Annotated in this window: 15 protein-coding genes; 10 read left to right on the top strand and 5 right to left on the bottom strand. The window is 62.4% G+C overall.

The window, feature by feature from the left end; translation table 11 throughout:
- Window positions 1–180: 180 nt before the first annotated feature.
- The 3 genes from ABIB57_RS05990 (at window position 181) to ABIB57_RS05980 (ending at window position 3,459) form a co-directional block, all read left to right on the top strand.
- On the top strand, window positions 181–681 hold the full coding sequence (locus tag ABIB57_RS05990) for a MarR family winged helix-turn-helix transcriptional regulator (protein ID WP_354039207.1): 501 nt from the start codon (window positions 181–183) through the stop codon (window positions 679–681).
- Entirely contained in the window at window positions 678–1,820 is a 1,143-nt protein-coding gene (locus ABIB57_RS05985) for an HlyD family efflux transporter periplasmic adaptor subunit (RefSeq protein ID WP_354039205.1), read from the top strand. Before ABIB57_RS05990 ends, ABIB57_RS05985 begins: the two co-directional genes overlap by 4 nt.
- A gap of 97 nt (window positions 1,821–1,917) precedes the next feature.
- Window positions 1,918–3,459: a DHA2 family efflux MFS transporter permease subunit gene (locus tag ABIB57_RS05980; protein WP_354039203.1), complete on the top strand. Its 1,542-nt coding sequence runs from the start codon at window positions 1,918–1,920 to the stop codon at window positions 3,457–3,459.
- Window positions 3,460–3,501: 42 nt separating this feature from the next.
- On the opposite strand, the gene ABIB57_RS05975 is transcribed toward ABIB57_RS05980, so the two are convergent.
- Window positions 3,502–3,732, bottom strand: coding sequence for a hypothetical protein (locus ABIB57_RS05975; RefSeq protein ID WP_354039201.1), 231 nt, complete (start codon window positions 3,730–3,732; stop codon window positions 3,502–3,504).
- Between the two features lie 251 nt (window positions 3,733–3,983).
- Window positions 3,984–4,352: an MmcQ/YjbR family DNA-binding protein gene (locus ABIB57_RS05970; protein WP_354039200.1), complete on the bottom strand. Its 369-nt coding sequence runs from the start codon at window positions 4,350–4,352 to the stop codon at window positions 3,984–3,986.
- Window positions 4,353–4,523: 171 nt separating this feature from the next.
- Here ABIB57_RS05970 and mgtE point away from each other — a divergent pair, with 171 nt between their 5' ends.
- From mgtE to ABIB57_RS05940, 6 genes are all read left to right on the top strand, one after another.
- The gene (gene mgtE / locus ABIB57_RS05965; RefSeq protein ID WP_354039199.1) at window positions 4,524–5,939 is read left to right on the top strand and encodes a magnesium transporter; all 1,416 of its coding nucleotides are present in this window, start codon (window positions 4,524–4,526) and stop codon (window positions 5,937–5,939) included.
- Window positions 5,940–6,304: 365 nt separating this feature from the next.
- Window positions 6,305–6,982 carry a glutathione S-transferase family protein gene (locus ABIB57_RS05960; protein ID WP_354039198.1) on the top strand — a complete coding sequence of 226 codons (678 nt, stop codon included), beginning with the start codon at window positions 6,305–6,307 and terminating at the stop codon, window positions 6,980–6,982.
- Window positions 6,979–7,404, top strand: coding sequence for a DUF1489 family protein (locus tag ABIB57_RS05955; protein WP_354039197.1), 426 nt, complete (start codon window positions 6,979–6,981; stop codon window positions 7,402–7,404). The genes ABIB57_RS05960 and ABIB57_RS05955 overlap by 4 nt, the downstream gene beginning before the upstream one ends.
- A gap of 273 nt (window positions 7,405–7,677) precedes the next feature.
- Window positions 7,678–8,538: a division plane positioning ATPase MipZ gene (locus ABIB57_RS05950; RefSeq protein ID WP_354039196.1), complete on the top strand. Its 861-nt coding sequence runs from the start codon at window positions 7,678–7,680 to the stop codon at window positions 8,536–8,538.
- 220 nt (window positions 8,539–8,758) lie between these two features.
- Complete coding sequence (locus tag ABIB57_RS05945; RefSeq protein ID WP_354039195.1) at window positions 8,759–9,649, top strand: division plane positioning ATPase MipZ; 891 nt, start codon at window positions 8,759–8,761, stop codon at window positions 9,647–9,649.
- A gap of 180 nt (window positions 9,650–9,829) precedes the next feature.
- On the top strand, window positions 9,830–11,050 hold the full coding sequence (locus ABIB57_RS05940; RefSeq protein ID WP_354039193.1) for a GGDEF domain-containing protein: 1,221 nt from the start codon (window positions 9,830–9,832) through the stop codon (window positions 11,048–11,050).
- On the opposite strand, the gene ABIB57_RS05935 is transcribed toward ABIB57_RS05940, so the two are convergent.
- From ABIB57_RS05935 to ABIB57_RS05925, 3 genes are all read right to left on the bottom strand, one after another.
- Window positions 11,047–11,754: a hypothetical protein gene (locus ABIB57_RS05935; RefSeq protein WP_354039191.1), complete on the bottom strand. Its 708-nt coding sequence runs from the start codon at window positions 11,752–11,754 to the stop codon at window positions 11,047–11,049. The two genes, ABIB57_RS05940 and ABIB57_RS05935, sit on opposite strands and share 4 nt — an antisense overlap.
- 59 nt (window positions 11,755–11,813) lie before the next feature.
- Window positions 11,814–12,083 (bottom strand): hypothetical protein, encoded by a 270-nt coding sequence (locus ABIB57_RS05930; protein WP_354039190.1) that lies wholly within the window; start codon window positions 12,081–12,083, stop codon window positions 11,814–11,816.
- A 130-nt stretch (window positions 12,084–12,213) separates the two neighbouring features.
- Window positions 12,214–13,788 (bottom strand): serine hydrolase, encoded by a 1,575-nt coding sequence (locus tag ABIB57_RS05925; RefSeq protein WP_354039188.1) that lies wholly within the window; start codon window positions 13,786–13,788, stop codon window positions 12,214–12,216.
- 245 nt (window positions 13,789–14,033) lie between these two features.
- On the opposite strand from ABIB57_RS05925, the gene maiA reads away from it, so the two are divergent.
- Window positions 14,034–14,678, top strand: a complete 645-nt coding sequence (gene maiA, locus ABIB57_RS05920; RefSeq protein WP_354039187.1) for a maleylacetoacetate isomerase — start codon at window positions 14,034–14,036, stop codon at window positions 14,676–14,678.
- Window positions 14,679–14,771: the final 93 nt, after the last annotated feature.

Genomic DNA, 14,771 nt, shown 5'->3' with positions numbered 1-14,771 from the left:
CGAGCTTTGAGGCGGCGGCGCGGATGCGCCCTGCCTTCGATTTGTCGACGATGAACAAGGCCACTCTTCGGAGTGGCCTTTGTTTTTTGCTTAACCGTCGGCGCAGCTATGCGACGCTCGCATGACAGACGACGTATGGGCGCAATTGACTTACTAAGTGTACTTACTATATGTGCGGTTATGGATCAGCAAGATACTCAGACACTGGACTGCAAGCCCGCGAGCGGCATCGCCGACGTGGCGCCGATCAGCAAACTGATTTTCTCGGTGACCAAGCAGATGCGCCGGGTTTTCGAGCAGCAAGCACGGTTGCAGGACATGACGCTGCCACAGTGGCGGGCGCTGGGGCAATTGGTGCAATCGAACGGGCTCTCGCAGGCGGCTCTGTCCACGCTGATCGAGACCGATCAGATGACCACCAGCAAGATATTGCGACTGCTGGAGACGCGCGGGCTGATCGAGCGGCTGCCGGACCCGGCCGATAGCCGGGCCAAGATCGTGCGGGCGACGCCGCCGGTTACGGCCATGGTCGAGGCGATGAAGGCCGTGGCAGGCGAGCTGCACGAGACGATGCTCGACGGTATTTCGGAGGCGGACAAGGAGGTTCTGGTCCGCTCCCTCAACAAGATTTCGGACAATTTGGCCGGTCAGAGCGACCGGCAAAAGGACGCAGACAAATGAACGCTCCCATGAAGAAGAATGCCGAGGCAGATGCTACGCCAGTGGCTGCCCCAAAGCCCGTAACGGCAGTGCCGCCGGCGCCCGAAGCGGTTGAGCCTGTCGCGCCGCCCAAGAAGAAGGGCAAGCTGCGCCGCAATCTGCTGATGTTCGGCCTGCCGCTGGTGTTGGCCGGGGGCGGGGCGTATTTTTACCTGAATGGCGGGCGTTTCGTGGACACCGACAATGCCTATGTGCAGCAGGTCAAGGTGTCGCTGTCGGCCGATGTCGCGGGGCGCGTGACCGAGGTCGATGTGGCGGAGAATCAGGAGGTCGCGGCCGGCGACGTGCTGTTCAAGATCGATCCCGAGCCCTATCGCATCGCCATGGACCAGGCCGAAGCGGCGCTGGCATCGGCACGCGTCAATGTCGAGCAATTGCGCGTGGCCTATGGCACTGCGCAGGCCAAACTGACGGCAGCGCAGCGGACGCTCGATCTGCGGCAGGGTGAGTTCGATCGGCAGCAAACTTCGGTCAATACGGGCGTGTCGGCGACGGCGAGCCTGGATGCCGTGAAGCTGTCGCTGCAGGACGCCAAATCCGATGTGGCACTGGCGCAGCAGGAGCTGGCGGGCACAGTTGCGGCGCTGGCCGGTGATCCGAATATCGAGACTGATATGCACCCTGCGGTGCGTACTGCTATCGCAGCGCGCGAAAGCGCGGCGCGTGACCTGGCCAAGACCACTGTTGTCGCTCCGGCGGCTGGCGTGATCAGCCAGATGGCCAGCCTCAATATCGGGCAATTCGTTTCCACCGGCACGACGATCGCCAGCCTGATCAAATCGACCGACACCTGGATCGAAGCCAACTTCAAAGAAACCCAGCTGGATGGCCTGAAACTGGGCCAGCCGGTCGAAGTGAGCGTTGATGCCTATCCGGGGCTGAAGCTGCATGGCGCGGTGGACAGCATCGGTGCGGCGACGGGGTCGCAGTTCGCGCTGATCCCGGCGCAGAATGCGACGGGCAACTGGGTGAAGGTGACCCAGCGCATCACGGTGCGGGTCAAGCTGGACGACCAGAAGGACGCCGACTTGCTGCGCGCCGGCATGAGCGCCGTCGTGGCGGTCGATACGGGTAAGACCGTGCTGGACAAGCTGCTCTAGGCTTAAAGCGCCTTAATTCCTGATGATCGCGCCGGCCCGATGTGGGCCGGTGCTTGATCTCGCACGTGCTCTGAACAGAGCGGAAAGCCGCATAAAAATGGCTCAACAAACACCCGACTCGCTGCCCACGGTGGTGGTGAAGAACAAGGGCTTGCTGACGGCCGCGATCATGGTTGCGGTCATCATGCAGGTGCTTGACACCACGATCGCCAATGTGGCGCTGCCGCATATGCGTGCCAGCCTGGGTGCGTCCCAAGACGAGATCAACTGGGTGCTGACGTCCTATATTGTGGCCGCGGCCATCGCCACGCCCTTGACGGGCTGGGTTTCCGACCGGCTGGGCAGGCGCAACCTGCTGCTCATCGCCATTGTAGGCTTCACCGGTGCTTCGTTGCTGTGTGGTGTCGCCAGCAACCTGGTGCAGATGGTGCTGTTCCGGGTGGTTCAGGGCATTTGCGGCGCGTTTCTCGTGCCACTGGCGCAGGCGACGATGATGGATATCAATCCGCGCGAAAAGCTGGGCCAATCGATGGCGCTGTTTGGCGCCGGCATCATGTTCGGGCCCATCATTGGGCCGACTTTGGGCGGATGGCTGACCGAGACCTTCAACTGGCGCGCGGTGTTCCTGGTGAACTTGCCGGTGGGCGCGCTGGCATTCTTCATGCTGTTCGCGCTGATGCCCAATACCGTGATCAAGATCCGGCGTTTCGATTTTTTTGGCTTCGGGATGTTGGCGCTGGCGGTGGCGTCGACGCAGATGCTGCTCGACCGCGGGCAGGGCGCGGACTGGTTCAACTCGATCGAAATCTGGACCTATCTGTTGCTTGCGATCTCGGGCCTATGGGTGTTCGTCACGCACTGCATGACGGCCGACAACCCGTTTATCGACCTGGCGATGTTCAAGGACCGGAACCTGGTCATGGGGCTGATCCTGATCTTTGCCACGGGCATCACGCTGTTCTCCGGCCTGGCGCTGTTGCCGCCCATGTTGCAGAACCTGATGGGCTTCCCGGTGATCGAAACCGGCATACTGATGGGGCCGCGCGGTATTGGCACCATGGTGTCGATGATCGTGGTGGGTCGGCTGGTGGCCAAGGTCGATCCGCGCATCCTGATCATCGGCGGAACGCTCCTGATGGGCTATTCGCTCTATATGATGACCCAGTTCGACATCGTCATGGGCAGCGGGCCGATTCTGATATCGGGGCTGATCCAGGGCGTGGGCATGGGCTTTGTGTTCGTGCCGCTCAACTCGCTGGCATTCGCCACTATCGGGGCCAAGTACCGGGTCGATGCCACGGCGATGTTCAGCCTGGTACGCAATGTGGGGCAGGGCGTCGGCATCTCGATCGTCACGACCGTGTTGGCGCAGATGCAGATGGTGAACTACAGCGAACTGACGGCGCGAATTACGCTGGATTCAGCGCCGCTGCGGGACTTTGCGGCGGCCCATGGCGGGTTCGAGAACGTGGTTGGTGCGCTCAACGGCATGATCTCCCAGCAGGCCGCGATGCTGGGCTTCCTCGACGATTTCAAGCTGATGATGATCGTGACGCTGGTATCGATGCCGATCGTGTTCCTGTTGCGACCGGCGAAAGGTCCGGTGAAGGTCGATCCGGCGCACGCGATAGCCGACTAGACACAGAAAAAGGCCGCCCCGAGGGGCGGCCTTTTGTTTGGATCAGGGGGAGGCTGGAGCCGGAGCCACAGGCGCCATCGTATCGGCGGGAGCGGGGGTGGTGGTGGCCGGCGCCGGCGTGGTCGCTGGGGCTGGCGTCGCTGGTGCCGGAGTGGTGGCGGGCGCCGTGGTTTCGGCTGCCGGCGGTGTCGCATTTTTCGGAGCGTCGCCGCCACAAGCGGCCAGGGTCAGGGCAAGCGCGAAGGCAGCGGGGACGAGCAGGAATTTGGACATTAGTCACCTTATGATTTGCTTTTGAATTTGTGTTCAAGCGCACGTGAACGTCGTGGCCTAATAAGGCAAAGATGCGACCATAATGGCCCCAGGTGCTGAATCGTTGCATATCAGGACAAGATTGTTCCGAGTCAGAGGGCGCGCGGGCCAATAATCGCCGGACGACCGACGCCGGAAAACCGGCTGGCGTTTTGCCGATTCTTGGCGGTTGCAGTGGGCGGCGGCAAAGTGCCTGCCCTTTACCTTGATGTTCAGTCCGGCGCGCGTGTGGTGAGCGGGCGTTGTTGGGCCAAGGCTGTGGGCGCCTTGGAGCGCCAGGCGTCTTCCAGCCGCAGTGACAGTTCCTCATCGACAATGACGTCGAGACGGACCAGCACCGCTGGCCAGCCGACATAGTGGTCGGTTTCGAAATAGATCTCGGGGGAAATTTCCATCAGCAGCGTCTTCTGTTCGGCCGGGCAAAGCAACACCAAGGTCTGCCCGTCCTTGAGACGGCAGAACGACTTGCTGGCGACCTTGAGAGCAGGAGTGCCATAGCTGGTGGAGCGCGTCAGGCCCGGCAAGCCGCGGGCCTCAGCTAAGGCGAGGATGCGGGCGAAGGCGGCGTCGAGATCGGTCATGCGATCAACTCCTTCTGCTGCAAACACAATGCGCCGGCCGGGCCCTAAGATGCGACCCCTAAAAAATGATCGCGTGCGGACGGAAAGGCGCTGCCTGAGTCTGGCGCATCGGAACAGCATTGGCTATGGCTTGGAGTGCCCCTGAAACCCGCGACACGCAAAGGGCTCCCAATGAGCACAGAGCCAGATACTGCACCCGGAACCGAGACCGGGATCAATGCCAATATGCTTCGCGACAGCGAAGACCGCATCAGTGCGAACTGGCTATGGAATTTACGCGAAGCGCTGGCTGAAGGTGAGGTCGAGGACGTCGTCGCGCTGATGGAGCCGCTGCATGCCGCCGATACCGGCGACGTGCTGGAATCGCTGGATCACGACGAGCGGCTGGCGCTGGTGCTGACGCTGGGCGACCGCTTCGATTATTCGGCGCTGACCGAAATCGACGAGAGCGTGCGCGTCGAACTGATGGAGGCATTGCCCAATGCCGACATCGCGCGCGGCGTGTCGGGCCTCGACAATGACGACGCCGTATTCATTCTCGAGGACCTGGAACACAAGGACCGCGAAGAGGTCCTGTCCAAGCTGCCGACATTCGAGCGGCTCAGCCTCAAGCGCAGCCTGGACTTTCCCGAGGAATCCGCCGGGCGGCGGATGCAGACCGATTTCATCGCCATTCCGCCATTCTGGACGGTGGGGCAGACCATAGACTATCTGCGCACCGATCAGGACCTGCCGGACGAATTCTACCAGATCTATGTGGTGGATGCGGGCTATCAGGTGCAGGGCACCATTCCGCTGGACAAGTTCCTGCGCTCGAACCGCGAGACGCGGATCGAGGACATCATGAACAGCCAGGTGATCCTGGTGGATGCCAGCGAGGACCAGGAAGAAGCCGCGCGCGATTTTGAGCGCTACGATCTGGTCGAAGTGGGCGTGGTGGACGAGAGCCGGCGGCTGGTCGGCGTGCTGACCATCGACGACATGGTCGACGTCATCCACGAAGAAGCCGACGAGGACATGAAGCTGCTTGGCGGCGTCGGCGACGAAGACACCTCCGACAACACGTTCGACACCGTGCGCAGCCGTTCGCCCTGGCTGGTGGTGAACCTGATCACGGCGGTGCTGACCTCGCTGCTGATTGGCCTGTTCGACGCGACGCTGGAGCAGATGGTGGCGCTGGCGGTTCTGATGCCGATCGTCGCGTCGATGGGCGGCAATGCCGGCACGCAGACCATGACGGTGACGGTGCGGGCGCTGGCGATGCGCGAACTGGACGGGCGAAGGCTGCGCCGCCTGATCACCCGCGAGATGATCGTCGGGCTGGTCAATGGGGTTATCTTCGCCATCCTGATCGGGATAGTGACGACAATTCGCTTCGGCGATGTGCAATTGGGTATCGTCATCGCGCTGGCCATGGTGATCAACCTGATCGTGGCCGGCACAGCGGGGATTTTGATCCCGGTGGCGCTGGACAAGGTCAAGGCCGATCCCGCGGTGTCGTCGTCGGTGTTCGTGACAACGATTACCGACTGTGTCGGATTTTTCGCGTTCCTCGGGATCGCGGGCTTGTGGTTCCACCTGTTCTGAGGTCGCTAAACCTTTACAGATCGTGGTTTCGGACGGTTAACGAAATTCACTCCAAGGCTGTGGAGTGTGGCAACTCTGCCGCTTGCCAAGAGTTTATGTCGCAGTTAACGCTTTATGACCGGGTGCTGCTGGGGGGTCACACCACTGGCAGTCCGCGGGGGATGAGGCTGACAAGGAGCGGCATATGCGAAGTCAACCAAAGGCCAATATCTGGCGGGCTGCAACCTGGACACTGGTGTGCCTGCTTTCAATGGGACTGGTTTTTTCCGTCGTCGCAGGGGTTTAGGACCCCACTTATTAGCGAAACGAATAAGGAAGGGCGCCCGGCCACGGGGCGCCCTTCTGCTCGTCTAGGAGACAATTCCATGAAGCTGCTGATCGGCAATCGCAATTACTCCAGCTGGTCGCTGCGGCCGTGGCTGGTGCTGGCGCATTTCGGCATCCCGTTCGAGGACGAAGTGCTGATGTTGGCGGGCGAAGGTTGGCGGGAGACGTTGGCGGAGCGCTCGCCGACCGGCAGGGTGCCGGTTCTGATCGATGGCGAACTTGTGGTGCCCGAAACCATCGCCATCATCGAATATCTGGCCGACCGGTTTCCCGACAAGGCGATCTGGCCTGCCGATATCCGTCAACGGGCGATGGCGCGGGCGGTGAGCGCCGAGATGCATTCGAGTTTTATGGCGCTGCGCAGCCATGCGCCGATGAATCTGCGGGCGTCGCATGTGGGCAAGGTTTCGCCGGAGTCGGTGGCCACGGACATGCACCGGCTGGAGACGCTGTGGGGCGAGTTGCTGGCCAAGTCGGGCGGCCCGTTCCTGTTCGGCGAGTTCACGGCGGCGGACGCGATGTTTGCGCCGATGGCGACGCGCATTCGCACCTATGGGCTGGCGGTGTCGGACGTGGCTAGCGGGTATGTCGAGGCGATCTACAGCCTGCCGGCGTTCCAGCAATGGCTGGGGCTGGCGCTGCATGAGCCATGGATTGTCGACGACGACGAGATCGACGTCATTCAGGGCCGTGTGGCACGGGGCGCGCTGGCATGATCCATATGGTGAAATTGTGCGTCGGCGTGTCCAGCATCGAGGAGCTGGAGAGCTATCGCAACGAACGGGCGCATTGGTGGGACGCCGATTATGGCGAGGACGTGCATGTGAACCGCACCCGGATGATGCCCAAGCGCGCCGCCGAGATGGAGGGCAAGGCCTCGATCTATTGGGTGATTGCCGGGGTGATCGGGGTGCGGCAGCCGATTTTGCGGCTGGCCCAATACACCGATGGCGAGGGCAAGAATTATTGCGACATCATCATGAGCCCCGACATGGTGCGGACGGTGCCGTATCCGAAGCGACCGTTCCAGGGCTGGCGCTATCTGCCCCCCGCCGATGCGCCGCCGGACCTGGCGGCGAACGGCAATGAAGGGGCGGAAGAGATCGCGCGGGATCTGGCGCGGTTGGGGCTTATTTAGGGGTTTCTGCTTTCCCGCTCACCAATCCCTCCGTGTGCCTCCCGCGGGCCTCTCGTCGCCCGTGCCGGGTTGAGAGTGGCCCGCGGGTCAAGCCCGCGGGAAGGGCGGTGGGTGCGGCAGCGTCGGGGCGGTATGCGGAAGCGGAAAGCTGGGCACCATGGTCAAGGCCGATATTTGCTCGTTGCCCAGCCTTCACACCGATGGCGTTAAGGCGGTGTTAACCATAACGGCCCTGTTTGGAGGATAGGAATTATCCTTGATTTGGGGACAGCGATGGGGCGTCAAGGCGCGCATGTCATTGTGGTGGGAAACGAAAAAGGCGGGTCGGGAAAATCGACCACCGCGTTCCACCTGGCCATTTATCTGAGCTATCAGGGGCATCGGGTCGCCACCATCGATGCGGATAGCCGGCAACAGACCTTTACCCACTATGTGCGCAACCGCCGCAGTTGGGCCAAGGAAAAAGGGCTGGCGGTGCCGACGCCGCGGCATTTCCACCTGCCATCGGCCTGGGGCGACTCGGTCAAGGAAAATCAGAAGGCCGAATTCGACGTGTTCCGCCGCTCAGTGACTGAGGTCGAGGACAATGTCGATTTCCTGGTGATCGATACGCCGGGCTTCGACACCAATCTGACGCGGTTGGCGCATTGCATGGCCGATACGCTGCTGACCCCGGTCAATGACAGCCTGATCGACCTCAACGTGCTGGCGCGGATCGACCCGAGCGGGGACGGCCCGGTCGAGGCCAGCCATTATTCGCGGCTGGTGCAGCGGGCCCGCGCTGAGCGGCTGAACATGGACGGCAAGACCATTGACTGGGTGCTGGTTCGCAACCGCATTTCCATGCTGGCATCGCGCAATGCCAAGCAGGTGCATGCGACGATGGAGCGGATCGCCGAGCGGTTCGGCTGCCGGGTTGCCGATGGCATTGCCGAGCGGATGATTTTCCGCTCGCTGTTTGCCACGGGAATGACGGTGTTCGATCCGCTGGATGGCGATTCAATGGGCGGACCTTCATCGGTTTCCCATATCACGGCCCGCAACGAGTATCGCGACCTGGTGGCGGCGATGCACCTGCCGATCATCAAGCCCAAGGCGGATCTGCCGGCCGAACCGTTGCTGTTGTCCGCATAAGTCCTTAGAGGCCGTTTGGAAACTCTACTTTGGCGGCCATATGCCGCGATTTTCTGTGCTTCCGGTGTTCACGTACCTAACATACGCTGCGCTCCGGTCTCGAAAACCACGGCAACTGACTCCCCAAAGCGAGTTTCCAAACGCGTCTGAGCGGTTTGCCGCCCCTTGTATGCGACGGGGGAAGCGGCAACACTCCGCGCCGAGTGATTTGGGGTATGGGATGACGCGGAACGGGGCGCATGTCATTGTCGTGGGCAATGAGAAGGGTGGGTCGGGCAAGTCCACGACCGCTTTTCATCTGGCCGTCTATCTACTGCATCAGGGCCATAGCGTGGCTACCATGGACGTGGATAGCCGGCAGCAGACGCTGACGCATTACGTGCGCAACCGCCGCGACTGGGCTCGGAACAAGGGCCTGACGCTGCTGCATCCCATTCACTATCACCTGCCGCTGGCACGCGGGGATTCCATCAAGGAAAACCAGGGCGCCGAGTTCGACCTGTTCCGACAGGCTATCGGGGACGTCGAGCATGAGGTGGATTTCCTCATCATCGATACTCCGGGTTTCGACACGCATATGACGCGGTTGGCGCATTGCCTGGCCGATACGCTGGTGACGCCGGTCAATGACAGCCTGATCGATATCAACGTGATGGCCCATATCGATCCGGTCAGCGGCGAACCGACCGAGATGAGCCACTATGCGCGGCTGGTGCAGCGCGCGCGTTCGGAGCGGATGGCGGTCGACGGGCAGAGCATCGACTGGGTGCTGGTGCGTAATCGCATTTCGATGTTGTCGTCCCGCAATACGCGGCAGGTGCAGACCCTGCTGGAGCGAATCGCGGCGCGGCTGGGGTGCCGGGTGGTCGATGGCATTGCCGAGCGGGTGATCTTTCGCTCGTTGTTTCCAACGGGGATGACGGTGTTCGATACGCTCGATGACGACTTGCTGGGCGGGTTGCCGTCGATGTCGCATATGAGCGCGCGGCAGGAATATCGCACGCTGGTGGCGGCGCTGCATTTGCCGATGCGCAAGCCGGCACGGGTCGCAGATGTGCCGGGGGATGCGGATTTGCAGGGCTTTGAAGAAATGCTGGGCAGCGAAATCTAGAAACCTGGCCATACAAAGAAATCCCTATCGGGGTCGCCCCGTTCAGGTTGCGGAAACCATCGCACCATAGGATGAACATGCGGGTGGCCGTTTCGGGTGAAACGAGTCTGGCCGCGATTGTTCGAGTGACCGACCTGCCGGCTTCTAGCCGGTAGCGGCGCTGGACGAAGCGGAGCCCGGATGGCCATCGACAATTTCACACTGGTGGCTGCATCGGGCGCGGTGATCTGCGTACTCGGTTTCGTGCTGTTTTACATGTGGCGCCAGGATCGCAGCGCGCCATGGTTCGGCTGGCTGGGACTGGCTTATATATTCGGAGCATCGGCGGCGATCCTGCTGGGGACGCGCGCCAGCGGCCCAACCTTCTTCAATACCGGCGTGGCCACCGCATTGCTGCTGCTGTGTTTCGGCTGCATGTGGACGGGCGCGCGGGCCTTCGAGCGCCGCAAGGCTGTGTGGTGGGCGCTGGTCATGGCTCCCGCGCTATGGCTGTCTTCTTTTCTGATCCCCGAGTTCAGCAATATGCTGGGCCTGAGGGTGGTGATTGCCTCAATCCCGGCCTCGACCTTCCTGTTGCTGGGCGGCTTGGAACTCTGGCGCGGCCGGTTCGAGATTCTGCCATCGCGCAAGGCAGCCATCGCATTTCACGTTAGTGCGGGACTATTTTTTGCGTTCCGCATTGTCTCCGTGGGTGCTTTGCCGTTTCCGCTGGGCGGGCTGAGCATCCATCCACTGGCGACGGCGGCATTTAATTTCATCACGTTCGTGCATGCGATGTTCCTGACGGTGCTGATGATCAGCATGACCAAGGAACGCCGCGAGTCCACGCAGCGGACATTGGCGGAAAGCGATGCCCTGACGGGCTTGCCCAATCGGCGAGCTTTTGCGACCGAGGCCGAGCGGCTAATGCGCCGGCAGAAATATAACCGAGCGCCGCTGGCGCTGCTGATTCTGGATCTGGATCACTTCAAGTCGATCAATGACCGCTTTGGGCACGATGCCGGCGACCGGGTGCTGGTGGAATTCGGGGCGGTGCTCGACGGCGCTCTGCGGCGAGACGATTTCCGCTACCGTATGGGCGGCGAGGAATTCTGCTGCCTGTTGCCGGGGCTAACCATCCGCGAGGCGCAGGCGACGGCCGAACGGATTTGCGAGGCGTTCCAGGCAACCACGGTGGAAGTGCTAGGCGGCTCGGTGCGCGGCACTGTGAGCATCGGCATTTCCTCGACCGATATCTGCGGTTATGTGCTGGAAGACCTACTCAACGAGGCCGATGCCGCGACCTACGAGGCCAAGGCGAGCGGGCGCAATCGCGCAGTGGTTGCAATTGCCAAGCCGGTGGCAGCGGTAACGCCGACGATTGATAACGTCACCGATATCCGGGCCAAGTTGCGGGCCTAATCTGCCCAACTGCCATGGGCGTAAAGCCCGGTGAAGGTGACGTTCATGCCGCCGCAGGCGTTGTTGTCGGCGACGGCCAGGTAGGGGCCGAGCTGCCACATGCGGAACGAGCAGTTGGTGGATGCGGGATCGTAGGGCAGCGGTGTCTCGTCATCGTCTTGGGTGAAGGACGCGCGGCTCTTCTTGGGCTGCACGGTGGCGACAATGCTGCCTTGGTTGACCCCGCCGCTGGAGACCCGCAGCGGATCGAACATGCCCCAAGTGGCCATGCCGTCGATGGCGATCTTGCCTTCAGGGGCGGGTTTGATGACGATCTGCTGTTCGATGGAATAGCGCCAGGAGCCGGTCCAGACCGCGCCGGAGTAATCGGCCGTCACCAGCGCCGATCTGGGCAGCAGGGCGCTGATAAGCACGTAATTGGGAGCCTCGCCCAGGATCGAGGCGCAGACCATGTCGCCGATCCTGCTGGTGACGATGACGACGGCGCCGGGATGCAGTTGGCGGCTGACCGGTGCACAGGCCTCGCCACCTTGCGGGCAGCCCTCGATGGCAGTGGGTTGCAGTGTCAGCAGGCCGGGGCCGGAGACCTGATAGGTCTCGGGGTGGGGATTGTCGCCGCGCAGGTCGCTAAGGCCGTCGCAATCGGCGGCCATAGCGGGGCTAGCCAGCAGGCAGAGCAGCGCGGCGAGAGTGAGCTTGGACATTGGCAGCCTCCGGTTGAAGGATGGCTAGCCCAAGCTGCGTGAACCGGGAATGAAGCGGTTCAGTCCTGGCCGAAGGTGAGATCGAGGGCGCGCTTGCCGCCGGGGGCAAAAACATCGATCTCGATGGTAACGCGCGGCTGTACCACCCGGCGGGTCCGGGAGGAGAGGGCCAGCACGGCGGCGAGCAGCTCGCCGACGGTGCGGCGCTGATGCAGCAGGCGAGCGGAAATCCCGTCCATGGTGCGACGACGCACTTTCGGATCGGGGGAGGCAAGCTTGGAACGGCCGACGAAATTGGCCAGCTCGTTCAAGGCAGTACGTTCGCTCATTGGGCTACTCCAAACACAGGCACCAATTTGCTTCCCTATCGGCCGAACATTTGACGCTCATACACGGCGCGTCCGGCTCATTGTCGTTTCAATCGCCGCAGCAGCAGGTCCGCCACGGTTGGGCTGGCGATCAGCCCTGCATTGCCAGGCACGAGAGGTTCTGCTGCTTGAGGCGGTTGCACATGTCGGTCGCCGCATCGCGGCCACCGAAGCCGACGAAGCGGGCGCGGTAGAACACTTTGCCGTTCTTCTCGAAGCGTTCGACGTAGGAGCGGAAATCGCCAAGGTTGGCGACCTTGCCGGCGGCGTCGGTCAACATGCCCTGGGCATTGGATTCGGACGGAGCGGCGCCGATCTGGACGATCCAGCCACCGGGCGGCACGGCTGCCTTGTTGTCATTGGCGGCGGTGCCGATCGAACCGCTGGTCAACAGATCGACCGGCTGGCCCTCGGCGCCAACGCCGACAGGTGGCAGCAGCGGCGCGGACGGGGCGGTCTGGCCGAGCGCAGCCGGCGGCGCGCCAAGGCTATAGGTATCGCTGAGCCAAGCGCCGATGACGTCCTGGCTGGGATATTCAGGCGATGGCGCCTGGCTCGGCGCAGCGAGCGTATTGGCAGCCTGGACGGCCGGCTGCAGGCCCAGATCGGCGGGCATGGGAGCCGGTTGCGGCGCGACGCTGGCGAGGGTGACTTCGGGCGCGGCCTGCTGGAACGGCACTTGCTGTGGCTGGGCACCGTTGCCGGCGACGAGCTGCGCCAGGCGGAAGCCGGGCAGGGGCATGGGCATGACAAAGGTGCCGACGGCTGGCGTCTCGGCGGGCGATTGCGCCACGGCGACCTGAATATTGCCCTGACGGCCAGGCTGCGGGATCATTGCGGTCTGCAGATAATTGCCCTGGCGGCCCTTCGGCAGATAGGTGGCGACGAGTTCGCGCACCTTCTGGTCGCGAGCGCCGCCGCTGTTAAAGCCGAAGGCGACGACGACGATATGGCGATTATCCTTGCGGGCGGCTGTCAGCAGATTGGAGCCGGCGGCATTGATATAGCCGGTCTTGATGCCGTCGACGGCGTCCATGTAGCCCAGCACGCGGTTATGGTTGCCATAAGTGCGGCGGCCATAGCTGAAGCTGCGGGTCTGGAAGAATTCGTAATAATTGGAGAAGTGCTGATAAATGGCAATGCCGAGAACGGCCTGATCGCGCACCGTGGTGAGCTGACCGCCATCGGGCAGGCCCGAGGCATTGCGGTATGTGGTGTTGCGCATGCCGAGCGCGCGGGCAGTTGCGGTCATGCGCTGGGCGAATTTTTCTTCCGAGCCCGAAATGTGCTCGGCGATGACGCGGGCCATGTCATTGGCCGACAAGGTGACGATGGCCTTGATGGCGTCTTCCACCGAAATGGTGGCGCCGGCACGCAGGCCGAGCTTGGTTGGCTCGGCAGCGGCGGCATGGCGCGAGACCGTCATCTTGGTGGTCAGGCTCAGATTGCCGGCCGACAGTTCCTGGAACAGGATGTAGAGCGTCATCACCTTGGTGATCGAGGCGGGATAGCGCTTACTGTCCGCGGCTTCTTCGTACATGACCTTGCCGGATTTGGCGTCGACCACGATGCCGGCATATTTACGAAGATTTTCAATGGCCTGAGCCGGCGCGACCATGGGCGCCAGGATGGCGAAGGACACAAGGACTGCGGCAAGGGTGCGCATAAGAACTGCGCGCCAAGGGGATTTCGCCTGGGAAGCCACCCGGTACTCCAACATAACTCTCGGGCGCAAACACCGCCCGTACACAATTTACAAAGCCGGGGCCTGACGATGCCCCCATCCGCCAATGCATCCGTTACCGGGGCAATCTAGCTACAGCGTGTTACGAATCCGTAAAATGCGAACGATTTGGGTGAGAGTGTGTCTGGGAGGCAGCTGATGGGTAGAAGCGAGCGGGAAGGATGGACATGAAGCTTTATACAAGGGCGCAGAATTCGGCCGGGGAGCGGGTGCGTATCGCGCTCAACCTCAAGGGTATCGCCTATGAGTATGTGGCGGTCTCGATGCTTGGCCCCGGCGAGTATTCCCGGATCAATCCCCAGGAACTGCTGCCGGCTTTGGAGGTCGACGGGCGCGTCATCACGCAGTCGGCGGCAATCCTCGATTATCTGGAGGTGGCTTTTCCCGAACGACCGTTGTTGCCGGCCGATCCCGTAGTGCGAGCACAGGCCCTCGCCTTTGGCTCCGTGGTTGCCGCGGAGATGCATGCGCTGACGGTGCAGCGCGTGCGGCGGTTCCTGACGAGTGAGATGGGTGCCGGCGAGGCCCGCGTGCAGCACTGGGTGGCGCATTGGCTGGGGCTGGGTTTTGCCACGCTGGAGGGATTGCTGGCGGCGCGCTCGGCAGATTGGCAGTTTTGTTTCGGTGACGAGCCCGGCTGGGCCGATCTATTCATGGTTCCGCAGGTCGCGAATGGCCGCCGGCTTGGAATCGAGCTGGGGGATTATCGGCGCGTGACGGAAATCGCTGATCGGTGTCGCCGGCTCGAGCCGTTCCGCCTGGCGGAGCCGCAAATGCAGCCCGACTATCCAGGTGAACCCGTCCCACGCTGACAATCGCCCGATTTCAGGGCGTTTTGGCCGGTCACGAATTAGAGAAGGATTGGCCCTTAACACCGGCTGGATTTTGCCTACATAATGGGTCCA

The organism is Devosia sp. UYZn731, assembly GCF_040546795.1.
Taxonomy (GTDB): domain Bacteria; phylum Pseudomonadota; class Alphaproteobacteria; order Rhizobiales; family Devosiaceae; genus Devosia.
Note: the sequence above shows the minus strand (reverse complement) of the source record. Positions and strands in the feature narration are given on the sequence as shown.